Raw genomic sequence first — 16,316 nt, forward strand, 5'->3', positions numbered from 1 at the left:
CGAACCCCCTCCCCCTACCCCCCTCCCGCAAGGGGAGGGGGGACAAGAAAGGGCGCAGCAAGCCGGATTTACGCCTGCCTGATTCTCCTGCTCACCCTCCTCGCCCCGCAGGCAGCGCTGGCGCATGCGTCGCTGGTGCAGGCCGAGCCGGCGGAGAATGCGGTGCTGGGAACGGCGCCGGACCGCTTCCGCCTGGGCTTCAACGAGCCGGTGTCGCCCCTGGTGCTGCGGCTGGTCCGCCCGGACGGGACGGCCGTGACGCTGACCGACGTCCGGCTCGAGGATGCGACGCTCGTGATCGCGGCGCCGCCCGGCCTCGGAAATGGCACCCATGTGCTGAGCTGGCGGGTGGTGTCGGAGGATGGGCACCCGGTCGGCGGCTCCGTCGTGTTCTCGATCGGCGCGCCCGGCGCGGCGCCGCCCCAGGCGGCCGACACCGCGGACCGGCCGGTGCAGGCCGCGATCTGGCTGGTGCGGATCGCCCTCTATGCCGCGCTGTTCCTCGGCGTCGGCGCGGTGGCGTTCCAGGCCCTGGTCGCGCCCCTGCCGCGCGGCGCCGCCCGCACCGCCGCCATGCTGATGCTGCTGGGGCTGGCGGCGGCGCCGCTGTCGGTCGGGCTGCAGGGGCTGGACGCGCTGGAGATGCCGCTGGCGGGGCTGGCCCGCCGCATCGCCTGGGCCGCCGGCTGCAGCACCAGCTACGGCGCCACCGCCGCCCTGGCGGCCCTGGCCATGGCGCTCGGCCTCGCGGCGCTGGCGCTGCGGCGTGGCCCGTTCTCGGCGGCGACCGCGCTGCTGGCCCTGGCCGCGACCGGGACGGCGCTGGCCGCCAGCGGCCATGCCGGCGCCGCCGCACCGCAGGCCCTGACCCGGCCGGCCGTGTTCCTGCACGCCGTCGGCATCGCGGTCTGGGCCGGGGCGCTGCTGCCGCTGGGGCTGCATCTGCGCGCCGGCGGGCCGGACGCCGCGGCGGCGCTGCGCCGCTTCTCCGCCCTGATCCCCTTCGCCGTCCTGCCGCTGGCGGCGGCGGGCATCCTGCTGGCCGTGGTCCAGCTCGGCCATGTCTCCGCCCTGTGGACCACCGCCTATGGCTGCGTCTTCCTGGTCAAGCTGGCGCTGCTGGCGGTGCTGTTCGGCCTGGCGGCGCTGAACCGCTGGCGCCTGACCGCCCCGGCCGAGGCCGGCGACGGGCGGGCTGCCCGGCACCTGGCCCGCTCGGTTGCGGTCGAGACGGCGCTGGTGCTGGCGATCTTCGCCGCGGCCGCGACCTGGCGCTTCACCCCGCCGCCGCGCGCCCTGGCGGAGGCCGAGGCCCGGCCGGCCGCGATCCACATCCACACCGCCCCGGCGATGGCCGACCTGACCGTCACCCCCGGCCGGGCGGGGCCCGTGACGGCCTCGATCGTGGTGATGACCGGCGATTTCGGGCCGCTGGACGCCAAGGAGGTGACGCTGGTGCTGTCCAACCCGAGCGCCGGAATCGAGCCGATCCGGCGCAAGGCGGCCAGGGCCGGCGACGGCAGCTGGCGGGTCGACGGGCTGATCATCCCGGTGCCGGGCCGCTGGACCGCGCGGATCGACGTGCTGATCTCGGATTTCGAGATCGCCAAGCTTGAGGACGCGATCGACATCCGGCCCTAGAGGCCATTCGGAAATGCTACTGGCGTGGCCGCCTAGCGGCGGTTTCTCCGCTTCCGGTGCTCACGCACCAATGTGCGCTGCGCTCCGGTTCTCGAAACCACCGCTATTCGACTCACGCCAGCGCATTTCCAAACGGCCTCTTAAGCCGGTCCGATCAGCCGCATCAGCCAGATGCCGAGAGCCAGCCAGGGGCCGAAGGCGATGGCCGTGTGCCGCGACAGCTGCCCGCGGGTGGAGACGAGCACGGCCGCCAGCGCCGCGCCGGCGCCGACCAGGACCACCCAGGGCAGCGCCTGCCAGCCGAGCCAGGCGCCGCCGGCCGCCAGCAGCTTGGCGTCGCCGAGGCCGAGCCCGTCGCGGCCGCGCAGCCGGCGATAGGCAAGGGCGAGGCCGGCGAAGAGGAGATAGCCGACGGCCGCCCCGACCGCCCGGTCCGGCAGCGGCGGCCCGCCCGGCTCGAACAGCGCCGCCAGGAGGCCGGCCAGGGCCAGCGGCAGGGTCAGCATGTCCGGCAGGAGCCCGGTGCGGCGGTCGATGGCGCCGAGCAGCAGCAGCCCCCAGCCGAGCAGGCAGGTGCCGGGCATCGATGCGGCATCGCCGGCCAGCGCCGCGAGCGCGATGCCGATCGCCGCCAGCTCGATCATCGTATGCGTGGGGTCGATCCTTCCCCCGCACATGCGGCAGCGGCCGCGCAGGGCGACCCAGCTGAGCACCGGCACCAGGTCGCGCAGCGCCAGCGGCTGCCGGCAATGGTCGCAGCGCGACCGGCCGACCAGCAGGCCGCGGACGTCGTCCGGCAGGCGGTGCGCCGCGGCGGCGAGGAAGCTGCCGATAATCGGCGAGACGGCGACGAGCCCGATCTGGGTCGCGGTCACGTCACAGCGGGCGCGGCCGCCCGCCCGTCGTCCGCGGCCGCAGCGCCTCCATGCGCGAGCGCAGCTCCTCCGCGATGGCCTGGGCGTCGGCGGCGTTGCGGATCACCCGCGGGGTGATGAAGACGACCAGCTCGGTCCGGTCGCGGCTGTTGCTGGTGGAGGAGAACAGGTTGCCGAGCAGCGGGATGTCCTGCAGCACCGGCACGCCGCCGCGGCCGTTCTGCTGGTTCTCCTGGATCAGCCCGCCCAGCACCACGGTCTGGCCGTTGGCGACCGAGACGATCGAGCCGATGCGGCGGGTCGAGATCGTCGGCGCCAGCGCGTCGGCCGTGGTGGAGGCGGCGTCCGCGACGATGCTCGAGACCTCCTGCTGCACGTCCATGCTGACGTCGCTGTTGGAGTTGATCCGCGGCGTCACCTTCAGGATCACGCCGGTGTCCTTGTATTCGATGTTGCTGATCACCGGAGAATTGGCGTCGTCGGTCGACTGGCTCTGCTGCGTCCGCACCGGCACCTGGTTGCCGACCTGCAGCCGCGCGGTCTGGTTGTTCAGCACCGACAGGGTCGGGGCCGAGACCACCTTGACGTTGGTGATCGACGACAGCGCGTTGAGCACGACCCGCGAGCCGGCGCCGGAGATCACCACGTTCAGGCCGCTGCCCACGGTCGGCTGCGGCGCGACCGTCGCCCCGCTCGCCGGGGTGCCGGTGGTGAAGCCGCCGGAGAAGTTGCCGGATTCGAGATAATACTGGACGCCGTATTGCAGCCGGTCGTTCAGCGTCACCTCGGCGATCGTCGCCTCGATCACCACCTGCAGCGGGCTGGCGTCGATCGCCCGCAGCGCCGATTCGATCAGCCGGAACGCCGCCGGCCGGGCGCGGATCAGGAGCGCGTTCTTGTCCCGGTCCGGCACCACTCGCACCTCGCCCAGCTTGTCGAGCCTGAACACCGCCGCCTTGCCGGCCTGGGCGCCGGCGAGGCCGAGGATCGAGGCGTCGCCTTCCTTCTGCTGGGCGTTGAAGTCGATCGGCGCGAATTGCGACGCGCTGCCCGTGCCCTGCTGCCCCGGCGTGGTCTGGCCGGTGTTGCCCTGGGCGCCGGTGCCGGCGGCGTTGGCCTGGTCGGTGCCGCTGCTGCTGCTGGTGGTCAGGCCGAGCCCGCGGGCGACGTCCGAGCCGAGCTCGTCGTCGAAGGGCGAGGCGCCGGCCTCGTCGACCTTGCCGAAGGCCTGGCCCAGCACCCGCGCCATGTTCGCCGCGGTGCCGTTCTGCACCATGTAGACATAGACCCGCTCCTCGTCGGAATCGCCCTGGTCGAGTCGCCGGATCCAGCGCCCGGCCTCGTTCAGCTTGTCGACGCGGGAGGACACCACCAGCACGGCGTTGAGCCGCTCCACCGGCATGAAGGTGATCAGGCCCTTCAGCGGGCCGCGATCCGGCGCGCCGCCGAACACGGCGCTGAGCTCCTTGATCACCGCCTCGGGCTGGGCCTGCTGCAGCGGGAAGACCCCCGACGACATGCCGCGCAGCCAATCGACGTCGAAGGACTGGACGGTGGCCCCCAGCGCCGCCCGGTCGGCGCTGGTGCCGGAGATCAGCACCAGGTTGCGGGTCGGATCGACCCGCACCAGCTCCGGATTGGTGGCCGGGGCGATCAGCGGGCCGATGGTCTCGGCCGAGACGTTGCGCAGCGGGATGATGGTGATGCCGTAGCCGGCCGGCAGCGGCTTCGGGTCGCTGCCGAGCTGCAGCACGGTGCGGCCGGACACCGCCTCGCCCAGCGGCACGATGCGGTAGCCGGCCCGGCCGTCCTGCACCAGCGCGGCGCCGGTGGCGCGCAGCACCGTCTCCAGCATCGCGATCAGGTCGTCGGGCTTGATCGGCCCCTGGGTCGACAGCGTCACCGTGCCGGTGACCCGCGGGTCGATGGTGTAGGGCTGGTGCAGCAGGTCGCCCAGCACCGCCTGCACCACCTGGGCCAGGTCGGCGTTGTTGAAGTTGACCTGATAGCCGCCGGGCTGCGCCTGGATCGGCGCGCCCATCGGCGCCGGCTCGCCCGGCACCGCGTCGATGCCGGGATAGACCTGGGCCTGGCGCACCGGCTGGGTGCGGCCGGTCGAGGAGACGACATTCGAGCGCGAGCGGGCGTCGGCCGGCGCCGCCAGGGACCGGTTGGCCAGGTCGTCGAACATCGAGGGCTGCTGGTCCGGCTGCTGCTGGCCGCAGGACACCAGCGCGAGCAGCAGCGGAACCCCAAGGATTCTGAAGGAAAACGCCCTGAAAGCCACTGAAGCCATCCCCCGCTGCAACGCCGAGCCATAACCGACCGGCCCCGGCTCCACAAGAGCCAAGAGCAATCGGCCTCGATTCGAGCCGAAATTGTTGCATTCGTGTTAAGTTTTATTGAAATCGGGATACCAACCCCTTGATAAGACAAAAACATTTCGTTTGACCGCAGTCCCAGCACGGCCGAGATTGCCGCTCGCCCGCCACCCGGCGATGATGGGATGCGCGGCGGGCCGCGTTGGGGGGACCGGCACCGGAAGGGCAATGTGAAACCGCTCCTGGATATTCTCGTCGAGCTCGGGAAGCTGGGCCCTGAGGACCGGGCGCGGGTGTCGCGCCTGCAGGAGAATTCGGGCGACGCCGTGCCGGCGCTGCTGTCGAAGCTGGGGCTGGTATCCGGCCGCGACCAGGCGCTGGCCCTGTCGCTGCAGCACGGCGTGCCGCTGGTCGGCCGCGACGCGTTCCCGCCGGCGCCGCTGTTCGACGGCCGGCTGTCGCCCCGCTTCCTGCGCGAGAGCCGGGTGCTGCCGCTGGCCGAGGCCGAGGGCGGGGTGGTCCTGGCCATGGCCGACCCCGGCGACGCCTATGCCCGCCAGGCGGTGGAGCTGGCGACGCGCCGGCCGGTCCGCCCCTGCGTCGCCGCCACCGAGGACCTGGACGACGCCTTCGCCCGCTACTTCGACAGCGGCCGCAGCGCGGTCGAGCGGATCGTCGACGACATCGGCGGCGACACCGAGGAGGCGGCGGGCGACCCGGACGTGCAGCATCTGCGCGACCTGGCGCAGGAGGCGCCGGTCATCCGCCTGGTCAACCAGATCTTCAGCGACGCGATCCGGATGCACGCCTCGGACATCCATGTCGAGTGCTACCGCGACGAGGTGAAGGTCCGCTACCGCATCCACGGCCTGCTGCGCGAGATGAAGGCGCCGCCGGTCAGGCTGGCCCCGGCCCTGATCAGCCGGATCAAGATCCTGTCCAAGCTGGACATCGCCGAACGCCGGCTGCCGCAGGACGGGCGCGCCCGCTTCACCGTCGGCGGCCGCAGCATGGACATGCGCGTCGCCACCGTGCCGACCCTGCATGGCGAGAACGTCGTCATCCGCCTCCTGGACACCGCGGGCATGGACATCGAGCTGTCCGCGATCGGCTTCGCGCCGGAGGTCGAGGCGCTGCTGATGAAGCAGCTGGCCCGGCCGCACGGCATCCTGCTGGTCACCGGCCCGACCGGCAGCGGCAAGACCACGACCCTCTACGGCGCGCTGCGCATCCTCAACCAGCCGAGCCGCAAGATCCTGACCGTCGAGGACCCGGTCGAATACCAGATCAAGGGCGTCAACCAGATCAACGTCCGCCCCCAGATCGGCCTCGACTTCGCCCGGGTGCTGCGGTCCTGCATGCGGCACGACCCGGACGTGATCATGGTCGGCGAGATCCGCGACGGCGAGACCGCGAACATCGCCGTGCACGCGGCCCTGACCGGCCATCTGGTGCTGTCGACGCTGCACACCAACAGCGCCACCGGGTCGATCAACCGGCTGCTCGACATGCATGTCGACGGCTATCTGCTGACCTCGACCATCGCCGGGGTGATCGGCCAGCGCCTGGTGCGGCGGCTGTGTCCGGAATGCCGCCGCCCGGTCGAGACCCCGGCGGGGCTGGTGGAGCGCGCCGCCGCCGTCCGGCCGCTGGCCGCGGGGACGCCGCAGCTGTACGAGGCGGTCGGCTGCCCGGCCTGCGACGACCTGGGCTACACCAGCCGGATCGGCATCTTCGAGTATTTCGTGCCGGACGACGAGATCCGCGACCTGCTGCGCGACCGCATCTCCACCGCCGCCCTGACCCAGGCGGCGCGGCGGGCTGGCATGGTCACGATGTACGAGGACGGGCTGCACAAATGCCTGGCCGGGCTGACCACGCTGGACGAGGTCCACCGCGTCACCGAGGAGTGGTGAGGCGATGCCGGTCTTCGCATACAAGGCGATCGACGGCAGCGGCGCGGTGGTCGAGGGCCGGGCCGAGGCGGCGGACGAGGCCAGCCTGACGGCGAAGCTCGAGGCCACCGGCATCCTGCCGCTGAGCATGGCGCCGGTGCGGGCCCAGGCCGGCCGCAGCGGCGGCGCCGCGGTCGGCACACTGGGCCGCCGGCGAGGGCCGAAGCCCGGCGAGATCACGCAGATGACGCGCGAGCTGGCGATCCTGGTGGCCGCCGGCCAGCCGCTGGAGCAGGCGCTGGTGACGCTGTCGCAAGGCACCGGCGCAGTGGCGGGCATGGCCGCCCAGGTGCTGGCGCGGGTGCGGGCCGGGGCCAGCCTGAGCACGGCGCTGGAGGAGCAGGGGCCGGTGTTCCCGCGGCTCTACGTCAACATGGTCCGCGCCGGCGAGAGCTCCGGCACGCTGGACGTGGTGCTGGAGCGGCTGGCCGAGCTGCGCGAGCGCGGCGAGAAGACCCGCGAGATGGTGGTCTCGGCCATGCTGTACCCGGCCATCCTGATCGTCGTCTCGCTGGCCTCGGTGTTCCTGCTGCTGACCTTCGTGGTGCCGCAGTTCGAGACCATCTTCAAGGATGCCGGGGCGGCGCTGCCGACGCCCACCGCCATCGTCATCGCCATCGGCCGCTTCTGCCAGGACTATGGCTGGATGGTCGGGCTCGGCACCGTCGCCGCAGTGATCGCCGTCCGCCGCGTCCTGACCTTGCCCGGGCCGCGCCTGGCCTGGGACCGCGCAATGCTGCGCCTGCCGCTGATCGGCCCGCTGGTGCGCACCCTGGCGACCGCCCGCTTCTGCCGCACCCTGTCGACCCTGGTCGGCAACGGCGTCGACCTGCCGTCGGCCATCGCCCTGTCGCGCGACGTGGTCTCGAACACCGCGGTCGGCGCCGCGATGGAGACTGTCATCACCGGCGTGCGACAAGGGCGGGGGCTGGCCGACCCGCTGGCCGAGATCGGCCTGTTCCCGCCGCTGGCCGTGCAGATGCTGCGGGTCGGCGAGGAGACGGGGCGGATCGACATGACCTCGGCGCATATCGCCGAGGCCTATGAGCGCAAGCTGGAGGCCGCGATCAAGCGGCTGGTCACGCTGGTCGAGCCGGCCCTGATCATCGTCCTCGGCCTGGCGGTGGGCGGCATCGTCATGTCGATCCTGCTGGCCGTCATCAGCATCAACGACCTCGCTTTCTGAGAGACCATGCCCGAGATTCCGAACCACACGCCCGCCGCCATCCGCCGCAGCCGCCAGGCCGGCTTCACCCTGATCGAGCTCCTGGTCGTGCTCGTCATCCTCGGCCTCCTGGCCGGGCTGGTGGGGCCGCGGGTGCTGGCCTATCTCGGCGGTGCCCGGGCGGATTCGGCGCGGCTGCAGATCGAGAACTTCAAATCCGCCCTCGACCTCTACGCCATCGATGTCGGCGGCTATCCGACCACCGCCCAGGGGCTGAAGGCGCTGATGGCCAACCCCGGCGGGGTGCGCGGCTGGAACGGCCCCTATCTGCGCAGCAGCGCGCTGCCGGAGGACCCGTGGGGCAGCGCCTACAACTACCGGGCGCCGGGGCAGCACGGGGCCTTCGACCTGTACTCCCTGGGCGCCGACAAGCGGGAGGGCGGCAGCGGCGATGACGCCGACATCACCAGCTGGTGATCGGGCCGGGATCCGGACCGACCGCGGCTTCACCCTGCTGGAGCTGCTGGTGGTCCTGGTCATCCTCGGTGTCGTGGCGGCGCTGGTGCCGCCGATGCTGGCGCGCGGGTCGGCCCAGGCCCAGCTGAAGCGCACCGTGGCGACGCTGGCGTCGGAGCTGCGCCAGGCCCGCAGCGACGCCATCCTGCGCGACGGGCCGCAGGGCGTGGTGATCGACCCCGTCGGCCGCAGCTTCGGCCCGGTGGCGGCGCCGCTGCGCCACCGCATCGCCGACGGCATCGCGGTCGACGTCAGCAGCGCCGGGATCGCCGCCGACCGCGACGGCCGCCCCGGCATCCGCTTCCTGCCGGACGGCCGGTCGACCGGCGGCACCATCCGCCTGGCCGGCCAGGGCCGCGCCTACCGGGTCGAGGTCAACTGGCTGACCGGCCGGGTGCGCATCGCGGAGGCCGGCGATGAAACATGAGCGCGGCTTCACCCTGATCGAGGTGGTGGTCGCCCTGACCGTGCTGGGGCTGATCCTGACCGTGATCTTCCGGATCTTCGGCACCGGGCTGACCGGCCTGGCCCGCGCCGACGGGCTGCAGCGCGCCGCCATCGTCGCCGAAGGGCTGGCGGCGCAGCTGGATACGATGCCGACGCCGCTGCGGATGGGCGGCACCCTGTCCGGCGAGACCGATGACGGCTATCGCTGGCGGATCGTCGCCGACGGCTGGGACGAGGCGCCGCGCCAGACCGTGACGCTGGGCAGCCGCCAGGCGCGGCTGGCCCGGCTGCGCATCGCCGTCGAGGCCGCCGGGACGGGCCCGCGCTTCGAGATGACCACCCTGGCGCTGGTGGCCGTGCAATGAGCGCCCACGACCAGCGCGGCTTCACCCTGCTCGAGACCATCATCGCCATGGTGGTGCTGGCGCTGATCATGGTGCTGCTGACCGGCGGGCTGCGCTTCGTCACCGCCGGCTGGGACCGCGGCGCCCGGGCGGCCGAGGCGTCGGAGACGATCGCCCTGGTGCAGTCGACGCTGCGGCGCGAGGCGGCGGCGGCCCGGCGCCTGACCTGGCAGGCCCCGCCCGGCACCAAGCCCACCGTGGCGTTCCGCGGCGAGGCCGACCGGGTCGGGCTGGTCGTGGCCGATCCGGGTTTCCCGAGCGAGCCCGGCCTGGCCATCGCCCTCTTCTACGTCGATGTGCAGCCCGGCCAGTCGACCCTGCGCTATTCCCGCGCCCGCTTCGACCCGCGGCTCGACGGCTTCGCCGAGGCCAAGCCGACCGACGACCTGGTCCTGAGCCGCGGACCGGTCGCATACCGCTTCGACTATTTCGGCACCGTGCCCGGCGAGCCGCGGCCGCGCTGGGTCTCGCCCTGGCCGGACCGGGAGGCGCCGCCGCGGCTGGTCCGCCTGCGCAGCCGCGACGCCGAGGGGCTGGCGGTGTGGCCCGACATCGTGGTGCCGCTGCCGGTCGATCTCGAGCCCGCCTGCGTCCGCACCCTCACGGCGACCAACGGCCCCGCCCCCGACGCGGAGGCCGGGCAGCAGCAGGGCGAGCAACAGCAGGCCGGACAGCAGCAACAGCAACCCCCGCCCCAGCCGCCGGAGGGCACGCAGGCCGCGGCCGACTCCTCCGGCGGCCCTCCCGCCGCCCCGCCCGCCGCGGGCGCGGACGATTTCTGCAGCCTGTCGGTGCAGCGCGATGCCAAGCCCGGCTGACCCCGCCGCGCCCCGCGGCCCGCGCCACGGCGAGCGCGGCATCGCCCTCGTCATCGTGCTGTGGACGCTGGTGATGCTGGCGATGCTGACCATCGGCTTCAGCCTGAGCAGCCGGACCGAGGCCCGGGTCGCCGCCAACGGCGCCGAGGAGATCCGGCTGCGGGCGCTGCTGCGCGGCGGGGTCGAGCTGGCGGTGCTGGGGCTGGGCACGGCCGACGACAACCGCGGCTGGCGCGCCGACGGCACCCCCTACCCCGCCGAGATCGGCGACGACCGGATCGTGGTGCGCATCCGCGACGAGGCCGGCCGGGTCGACCTGAACCGGGCCGATGAGGAGACGTTGACGCGGCTGATCGCGGTGGTGCTGGGCACGCCGGACGCGGCGCCGCGGCTGACCCAGGCGATCCTGCGCCGGCGCGGCGGCGCCCAGGCCGCCCCCGGCCAGCCGGCCGGCGCGGACGCGAACGGCCGGAACGGCAACCGGCCCCCGCCGGCCGCCCGCGCCGCCCCGGCCACGGATCCGGACGATCCGTCCGAGCCGGCGCGCCCGTTCCAGTCGGCCGAGGAGCTGCGCACCGTCCCCGGCGTCAGCCGGACCCTGGCCGACACGCTGATGCCGCTGGTCACCGTGCTGTCGCCCGCCGGCACGATCAATCCGTTCTCCGCCGACCCGCTGGTGCTGCAGGCCTTGCCCGGCGTCACCCGCGCCCAGGCCGAGGCGGTGGTGCGGGCCCGGCAGCAGCGGCCGGCGCCGACGCCGGAGCGGCTGGCCGCGCTGCTGCCGCAGGATGTCGGCCAGCGGCTGCGCGCCGCGCCCGGGCCGGTCTACAGCATCAGCGTCGAGGCCGCGACGGCCCGCGGCGCGCGCGGACGGGTCGAGGCGGTGATCTGGGTCGCCGCCGACGCCGATAGCTTCTATCGTATCCTGGACTGGCGGGAGGCCGGCTTCGGCCGGCGCGTGGGGGAGGACCCGGCATGATCGCCGGCATGGTCCGCCGAGCGGCGGTGTTTCTGCGCTGGTGGGGGCGCGAGCTGGCCGGGCTGGTGCCCGACCGCTGGCTGTTCCGCCCGGCCCTGCGGCGGCGCCGGCTGATCCTGCTGTGGCGCGAGGACGGCGCCCGGCTGATCGAGGCCCGCGGCCGCCGGGCGCTGCGCGAGGTGCCGCTGGGCCATGTCCCGGCCGGCGGCCCGCAGCGGCGCGGCGCCGAGGTGGTGCTGCGCTTCCCGGCCGAGGCCGGGCTGCGCCGCCGCATCGTGCTGCCGCGCGAGGCCGAGGCGGCGCTGGGCCGGGTGCTGCGCTTCGAGATCGACCGGCTGACCCCCTGGCCCCCCGGCACCGTCGCCTTCGGCGCCCGGCGCCTGCCGCCGACCGGCGATGCCGCCACCATCGCGGTCGAGCTGACGGCGATGCCGCGGGAGCAGGTGGACGCGGCGGTGCAGGCGGCCCGCGCCGCCGGCTGGACCCCGGACGTGGTCGACCTGGCCGGCGAGGACCCGCTGGCGCCGCCGGGCCCGGACCTGCGCCTCGACATCGATGCCGAGCGCCGCCGGGCGCTGCGGCGCCTGGCCTGGATCGGCGGGCTCGGCCTCGGCGCCCCGGCGGCGATCGCGGCGGCCTGGCTGATCTGGACCGTCGCGGCGCATTGGGCCGTGGTGTCGGACCTGCGCGACCAGGTGGCGACGGCCCGCGCCGCGACCGCGCCGGCCAGCGCCCTGCAGGCGGAGATCCGGGCGCTGGAGGAGGCGGGCTCCTACCTCGGCACCCAGCGCCGCGCCACGCCCTATGTCTCGACCCTGATCGAGACCGTCAGCCGGACCCTGCCCGACGGTGCCTGGCTGACCGAGCTGTCGCTGGACCAGGGCACCCTGCGGCTGGGCGGCTTCGCCGACGATGCCGCCGGGCTGATCCCGGTGCTGTCGGCGCTGCCGCAGGTCCAGTCCGCCGCCTTCGCCGCGCCCAGCGTGCGCGACCCGCAGCGCGGCCAGGACCGCTTCGCCATCGGCGCCGTGCTGGTCCCGGGGGCGCAGCCATGACCATCGACCTCAGCCCTGCGGCCCGCCGCCTGATCGCCGTCGGCCTGCTGCTGCTGGTGCTGGTCGGCATCGGCGCCGGCTTCGCCGCCGGGGCGGTCGCCATCCGCGACGCCGACGACACCGCCGCCGGGCTGCGGCAGGAGCTGGCGCTGCTGGCCCGGCTGTCGCTGACCCGCGACCGGCTGGAGGAGCGCAAGGCCGCCCTGGTCGCGGCGGCGGGCGGCGAGACCCCGGCGCTGCAGGGCGCCAGCCCGGCGATCGCCGGCGCGTCGCTGCAGCAGCTGGTCTCCGGCGTCGTCGCCGCCCAGGGCGGCCGGGTCGACAGCATGACGGTGCTGCCGGCGGTGGAGGACCCCGGCGGCTACAGCCGGGTCGGGCTGCGCGCCAGCTTCGGGGCCCGGATCGAGGCGCTGCGCGCCATTCTGCAGGCCTTCGAGGCCGGGGCGCCGCCGCTGTTCATCCCCGCCTTCACCATCCGCACCGAATCGACCGAGGGCGAGGAGGACCCGGAGCTGACGGTCTCGGTCGACGTCTATGGCGTGATGCGCCGGCCGGAGGGCAGCTGACATGGCGTGGCATCCCCTGACCCGGCTCCTGGTCGTGCTCGGTCCCCTCGCCATCGGCGTGTCGTATCTGCTGGAGCCGGACGACCCGGCCGCGGTGCCGGCCGTCGTGCGCTCCGGCAACGCCCAGGCGGCGCTGCCGCCGGAGGCGCCGGCCGCCGGGCCGCCGCCGGCCCTGCTGGCGCCGGAGCTGTCGGAGCTGACCGCGACGGTGGAGCGGCCGCTGTTCAACCCGAGCCGTCGCGGCCCGCAGCCCCCGCCGCCGGAAGCGGAGGCGCCGCCGCCCCCGCCGCCCGCCGCCGAGCCGCCGCCCGCGGTCACGGTGCAGGGCGTGATCCTGGCCGGCGACCAGGGCGTGGCGCTGCTGCGCCGCGACGACACCGGCGAGATCCTGACCGCCCGGCCGGGCGACGACCTGTCCGGCTGGCATGTCGACCGGATCGACCCCGGCTCGGTGACGCTGACCGGCCCCGACGGCGCGGTCGAGCTGCCGCTGTTCCCGCCCCCGCCGCCCTGATGCGCCGGCCGGCCTGTCTCACGCCGCTGCTGGCGGCGCTGCTGCTGCTGTGCCTGGTGCCGGGGCTGTGCGCCCAGGGGCTGGCCCCCCAGGAGCTGGGAGACGGCTGGATCATGCCGCCCGGCGACCCTGTCGGCAGCGTGATCCCGAGCCGCCCCGACGCCCCGGCCGCGGCAGAGCCGGCCCCCGCCGTCCAGCCCTCCGTCCAAGGCCGCGCCGGCCCGGGGCAGATCCGCCGCCTGATCGTCAGCCGGCTGCGGCTGGCCGATGCGCGGCTGCGGCCGCAGGTGCTGCGCCAGGCCCGCTGCCTGGCCTATGCCGTGTATTTCGAGGCCCAGGGCGAGACCCGGCTGGGCCAGCTGGCGGTGGCGCAGGTGGTGCTGAACCGGCTGCGCAGCCCGGCCTATCCCAAGACCATCTGCCGCGTGATCGCCGACCGCGGCCAGTTCCCCTGGACCACCGGCGACCTGACCATCCGCGACGCGGCCCGGTTCCGCATCGCCTGGTCGGTGGCGCTGCACATGATGGCCGGCATCTTCACCGACCCGACCCGCGGCGCTACCCATTTCTATGCGCCCGCCCGGGTCGGCGCCCCGGCCTGGGCCACGCCCGAGGCCTATATCGTCACCATCGGCGGCCACCGCTTCTTCCGGCCCTGATTGGCAGGATCTGCCCGGTCGCTGTCATCCGCGCCAATGGTCCGGCCCGCCCGGTTTGGGCAGAGTGCCGCCCGCGTCACACGGAGACCGACCATGAGCAACGCCGTCACCGCCGTTCCCGCCGCCCCCGCCGCCGAGGCGCTGGCCCATTTCCGCGTCCGGCTGGCCTTCGAGACCGACTGCGCCGACGTGCACGAGGCCCTGGCCTCCGGCGCCCCCGGCTTCGTGCTGGCCGAGGCGCGCGGGCCGAAGGCCTACGCCGCCGGCCACGTCCCCGGCGCGATCAACCTGCCGCACCGGACGATCACCGCCGAGCGCATGGCCGAATGGCCGCAGGACACGCTGTTCGTGGTCTATTGCGCCGGGCCGCACTGCAACGGCGCCGACCGCGCCGCGATCCGGCTGGCCGAGCTGGGCCGGCCGGTGAAGATCATGATCGGCGGCATCACCGGCTGGCTGGACGAGGGGTTTGAGTTGGAGCGGTCGTGATCGAGGGAACTCTCGACACATTTTTACACGGTCATGCCCGGGCTCGACCCGGGCATCCAGGACTCTCGATGCCGCACCGGGCGGCCCCTGGATCGCCGGGTCAAGCCCGGCGATGACAGGTGGGGCGACGGTCCCTCTTCAACCGTCCCGGCTCTCGGCGCCCGGCCCTTGGAACGGCCGGCCCCACCCTGTATGGTCGGGCCGACACCGCCGCGCCCGAGGCCCGATGAAGACGCAGCCCGAATTCCCGAACCTCTTCATCCTCGACCACCCGCTGATCCAGCACAAGCTGTCGCACATGCGGGACAAGGGGCGGTCGACCAACGGGTTCCGGCGCCTGCTGCGCGAGATCTCGCTGCTGATGGGCTACGAGATCACCCGCGACCTGCCGCTGACCACCGAGCGGATCGAGACGCCGCTCGAGGCCATGGACGCGCCGGTGCTGCTGGGCAAGAAGGTGGCGCTGGTGTCGATCCTGCGCGCCGGCCTGGGCATGACCGAGGGTCTGATCGAGCTGATCCCCTCCGCCCGCCAGGGGCACATCGGCCTGTACCGCGACCACGACACCAAGATGCCGGTCGAATACCTGGTGAAGCTGCCGGAGGCGCAGGGCCGCATCTTCATCGCGGTCGACCCGATGCTGGCCACCGGCAACTCCGCCGTCCACGCCGTCGACGTGCTGAACCGCCACGGCGTGCCGGACGAGATGATCCGCTTCATGGCGCTGGTGGCGGTGCCGGAGGGCGTGCGAACGCTGCACGCCAAGCACCCCGACGTGCGCATCTACACCGCGGCGCTGGACCGCTGCCTGGACCACAACGCCTATATCCTCCCAGGCCTCGGCGACGCCGGGGACCGCATGTTCGGCACGAAGTGAATGAAATGACCGACCAGCCCAAGCAGCTTCTGCACCTCGTCCTCGGCGGCGACCTCAAGGACACCCAGAGCGTCGAATTCGCCGACCTGTCCAAGGTCGACATCGTCGGCGTGTTCCCGAACTACGCCGAGGCCTATGCCGCCTGGCGGGCCAAGGCGGCGGCGACGGTGGACGACGCCCAGAAGCGTTATTTCGTGGTGCATCTGCACCGGCTGCTGGACCCGTCGACCGACACCAGCCGCAAGGGCTGAGGCCGTCCGATACTGCTACTGGCGCGGCCGTCTGATGGCGGACTCGAAGCTTCCGGTGCTCACGGACTCAAACGTCCGCTGCGCGCCGGTTCTCGAAACCACCACCAGCCGACTCACGCCAGCGCAGTCTCAAACGGCCTCTGACGCCAGATATTAGGCAGCAGCGGCGGCGCTGGCCTGCAACTGGTCGCGCACCGCCCGCAGCGCTTCCTTGAGCTTGCCCGCCGTCTCCGCCGTCAGGCCGGAGGCGCAGCCGATGCCTTCGGACACCGTCGCCACCTCGACCCGCATCGCCCGGCCGGCCGGGGTCAGGTGGATGTGCACCACCCGCTCGTCGTCGCGGCTGCGGCGGCGCTCGACCAGCCCCGCGGATTCGAGCCGCTTCAGGAGCGGAGTCAGCGTGCCGGAATCGAGGAACAGCCGGTCGCCGATCGCCTTCACGGCCAGTCCGTCCCGCTCCCACAGCACCAGCATCGCCAGATACTGCGGATAGGTCAGGCCGATCCGGTCCAAGAGCGGCTTGTACACGCGGTTGAAGGCATGCGCCGTCGAATAGACGGCGAAACAGACCTGGTCGGACAGGCGGTACGGGGCTTCCAGGGTGTCGGGCATCGCGGGTCTCCCCGGCCGGATGGGAACAAGGCAATCCGACCGGATAGCCCAAGCAATTGAATTGCGCACCATTCAATTTTGCATGGCCGCCCCAGCGGCCACCTCATAGCGAGCGATTCAATTGTGCACTATCTAATTTCTCGCAAGCGGCGTCGTGCCGCTCCCCAGCAAG

General features: G+C 73.5%; 18 protein-coding genes. 15 read left to right on the plus strand and 3 right to left on the minus strand.

All coding sequences use genetic code 11. The features are described from left to right. Positions 1 to 135: 135 nt before the first annotated feature. Complete coding sequence (locus tag ACFW16_RS29795) at positions 136 to 1,641, plus strand: CopD family protein (protein ID WP_380312063.1); 1,506 nt, start codon at positions 136 to 138, stop codon at positions 1,639 to 1,641. Positions 1,642 to 1,781: 140 nt separating this feature from the next. Here ACFW16_RS29795 and ACFW16_RS29800 read toward each other — a convergent pair whose 3' ends face one another. Next, positions 1,782 to 2,516, minus strand: coding sequence for a prepilin peptidase (locus ACFW16_RS29800; protein ID WP_380312065.1), 735 nt, complete (start codon positions 2,514 to 2,516; stop codon positions 1,782 to 1,784). Between the two features lies 1 nt (position 2,517). Next, complete coding sequence (gene gspD / locus ACFW16_RS29805) at positions 2,518 to 4,803, minus strand: type II secretion system secretin GspD (RefSeq protein ID WP_380312067.1); 2,286 nt, start codon at positions 4,801 to 4,803, stop codon at positions 2,518 to 2,520. 264 nt (positions 4,804 to 5,067) lie between these two features. Between gspD and ACFW16_RS29810 the strand changes: the two genes are divergently transcribed. The 14 genes from ACFW16_RS29810 (at position 5,068) to ACFW16_RS29875 (ending at position 15,532) form a co-directional block, all read left to right on the plus strand. After that, a complete protein-coding gene (locus tag ACFW16_RS29810) occupies positions 5,068 to 6,753 on the plus strand; it encodes a GspE/PulE family protein (RefSeq protein ID WP_380312069.1) in 1,686 nt (561 codons plus the stop codon). A gap of 4 nt (positions 6,754 to 6,757) precedes the next feature. After that, complete coding sequence (locus ACFW16_RS29815) at positions 6,758 to 7,978, plus strand: type II secretion system F family protein (protein WP_380312072.1); 1,221 nt, start codon at positions 6,758 to 6,760, stop codon at positions 7,976 to 7,978. A gap of 6 nt (positions 7,979 to 7,984) precedes the next feature. Then, positions 7,985 to 8,434, plus strand: a complete 450-nt coding sequence (gene gspG, locus ACFW16_RS29820) for a type II secretion system major pseudopilin GspG (protein WP_380312074.1) — start codon at positions 7,985 to 7,987, stop codon at positions 8,432 to 8,434. Next, positions 8,409 to 8,900, plus strand: a complete 492-nt coding sequence (locus ACFW16_RS29825; protein WP_380312076.1) for a GspH/FimT family pseudopilin — start codon at positions 8,409 to 8,411, stop codon at positions 8,898 to 8,900. Before gspG ends, ACFW16_RS29825 begins: the two co-directional genes overlap by 26 nt. Beyond that, positions 8,890 to 9,285, plus strand: coding sequence for a prepilin-type N-terminal cleavage/methylation domain-containing protein (locus ACFW16_RS29830; protein ID WP_380312078.1), 396 nt, complete (start codon positions 8,890 to 8,892; stop codon positions 9,283 to 9,285). Before ACFW16_RS29825 ends, ACFW16_RS29830 begins: the two co-directional genes overlap by 11 nt. After that, positions 9,282 to 10,142, plus strand: coding sequence for a type II secretion system protein J (locus ACFW16_RS29835; RefSeq protein ID WP_380312080.1), 861 nt, complete (start codon positions 9,282 to 9,284; stop codon positions 10,140 to 10,142). Before ACFW16_RS29830 ends, ACFW16_RS29835 begins: the two co-directional genes overlap by 4 nt. Beyond that, positions 10,126 to 11,121: a general secretion pathway protein GspK gene (locus ACFW16_RS29840; protein WP_380312082.1), complete on the plus strand. Its 996-nt coding sequence runs from the start codon at positions 10,126 to 10,128 to the stop codon at positions 11,119 to 11,121. Before ACFW16_RS29835 ends, ACFW16_RS29840 begins: the two co-directional genes overlap by 17 nt. Further along, positions 11,118 to 12,176, plus strand: coding sequence for a PilN domain-containing protein (locus ACFW16_RS29845; RefSeq protein WP_380312083.1), 1,059 nt, complete (start codon positions 11,118 to 11,120; stop codon positions 12,174 to 12,176). The genes ACFW16_RS29840 and ACFW16_RS29845 overlap by 4 nt, the downstream gene beginning before the upstream one ends. Further along, entirely contained in the window at positions 12,173 to 12,742 is a 570-nt protein-coding gene (gspM, locus tag ACFW16_RS29850; RefSeq protein WP_380312085.1) for a type II secretion system protein GspM, read from the plus strand. Before ACFW16_RS29845 ends, gspM begins: the two co-directional genes overlap by 4 nt. Before the next feature lies 1 nt (position 12,743). Continuing rightward, complete coding sequence (locus ACFW16_RS29855; protein ID WP_380312087.1) at positions 12,744 to 13,256, plus strand: hypothetical protein; 513 nt, start codon at positions 12,744 to 12,746, stop codon at positions 13,254 to 13,256. Beyond that, positions 13,256 to 13,915 carry a cell wall hydrolase gene (locus tag ACFW16_RS29860; RefSeq protein WP_380312089.1) on the plus strand — a complete coding sequence of 220 codons (660 nt, stop codon included), beginning with the start codon at positions 13,256 to 13,258 and terminating at the stop codon, positions 13,913 to 13,915. Before ACFW16_RS29855 ends, ACFW16_RS29860 begins: the two co-directional genes overlap by 1 nt. 93 nt (positions 13,916 to 14,008) lie before the next feature. After that, positions 14,009 to 14,404, plus strand: coding sequence for a rhodanese-like domain-containing protein (locus ACFW16_RS29865; protein WP_380312091.1), 396 nt, complete (start codon positions 14,009 to 14,011; stop codon positions 14,402 to 14,404). Positions 14,405 to 14,630: 226 nt separating this feature from the next. Further along, the gene (upp, locus tag ACFW16_RS29870; protein ID WP_380312093.1) at positions 14,631 to 15,281 is read left to right on the plus strand and encodes a uracil phosphoribosyltransferase; all 651 of its coding nucleotides are present in this window, start codon (positions 14,631 to 14,633) and stop codon (positions 15,279 to 15,281) included. A 5-nt stretch (positions 15,282 to 15,286) separates the two neighbouring features. Next, positions 15,287 to 15,532 (plus strand): DUF4170 domain-containing protein, encoded by a 246-nt coding sequence (locus ACFW16_RS29875; RefSeq protein WP_380312096.1) that lies wholly within the window; start codon positions 15,287 to 15,289, stop codon positions 15,530 to 15,532. 153 nt (positions 15,533 to 15,685) lie between these two features. Here the strand turns inward: ACFW16_RS29875 and ACFW16_RS29880 are convergent, their stop codons facing one another. Next, entirely contained in the window at positions 15,686 to 16,144 is a 459-nt protein-coding gene (locus tag ACFW16_RS29880) for a MarR family winged helix-turn-helix transcriptional regulator (RefSeq protein ID WP_380312098.1), read from the minus strand. Between the last annotated feature and the right edge of the window lie 172 nt (positions 16,145 to 16,316).

This window comes from Inquilinus sp. NPDC058860 (assembly GCF_042743185.1).
Taxonomy (GTDB): Bacteria; Pseudomonadota; Alphaproteobacteria; order DSM-16000; family Inquilinaceae; genus Inquilinus.

Coding starts and splice junctions, on each gene's coding strand:
- gspG (WP_380312074.1), top strand. CDS start 7,985: ATGCCCGAGATTCCGAACCACACGCCCGCCGCCATCCGCCGCAGCCGC.
- ACFW16_RS29855 (WP_380312087.1), top strand. CDS start 12,744: ATGGCGTGGCATCCCCTGACCCGGCTCCTGGTCGTGCTCGGTCCCCTC.
- ACFW16_RS29865 (WP_380312091.1), top strand. CDS start 14,009: ATGAGCAACGCCGTCACCGCCGTTCCCGCCGCCCCCGCCGCCGAGGCG.
- ACFW16_RS29835 (WP_380312080.1), top strand. CDS start 9,282: ATGAGCGCCCACGACCAGCGCGGCTTCACCCTGCTCGAGACCATCATC.
- upp (WP_380312093.1), top strand. CDS start 14,631: ATGAAGACGCAGCCCGAATTCCCGAACCTCTTCATCCTCGACCACCCG.
- ACFW16_RS29830 (WP_380312078.1), top strand. CDS start 8,890: ATGAAACATGAGCGCGGCTTCACCCTGATCGAGGTGGTGGTCGCCCTG.
- ACFW16_RS29880 (WP_380312098.1), bottom strand. CDS start 16,144: ATGCCCGACACCCTGGAAGCCCCGTACCGCCTGTCCGACCAGGTCTGT.
- ACFW16_RS29875 (WP_380312096.1), top strand. CDS start 15,287: ATGACCGACCAGCCCAAGCAGCTTCTGCACCTCGTCCTCGGCGGCGAC.
- ACFW16_RS29815 (WP_380312072.1), top strand. CDS start 6,758: ATGCCGGTCTTCGCATACAAGGCGATCGACGGCAGCGGCGCGGTGGTC.
- ACFW16_RS29840 (WP_380312082.1), top strand. CDS start 10,126: ATGCCAAGCCCGGCTGACCCCGCCGCGCCCCGCGGCCCGCGCCACGGC.
- ACFW16_RS29825 (WP_380312076.1), top strand. CDS start 8,409: ATGACGCCGACATCACCAGCTGGTGATCGGGCCGGGATCCGGACCGAC.
- ACFW16_RS29845 (WP_380312083.1), top strand. CDS start 11,118: ATGATCGCCGGCATGGTCCGCCGAGCGGCGGTGTTTCTGCGCTGGTGG.
- gspM (WP_380312085.1), top strand. CDS start 12,173: ATGACCATCGACCTCAGCCCTGCGGCCCGCCGCCTGATCGCCGTCGGC.
- ACFW16_RS29860 (WP_380312089.1), top strand. CDS start 13,256: ATGCGCCGGCCGGCCTGTCTCACGCCGCTGCTGGCGGCGCTGCTGCTG.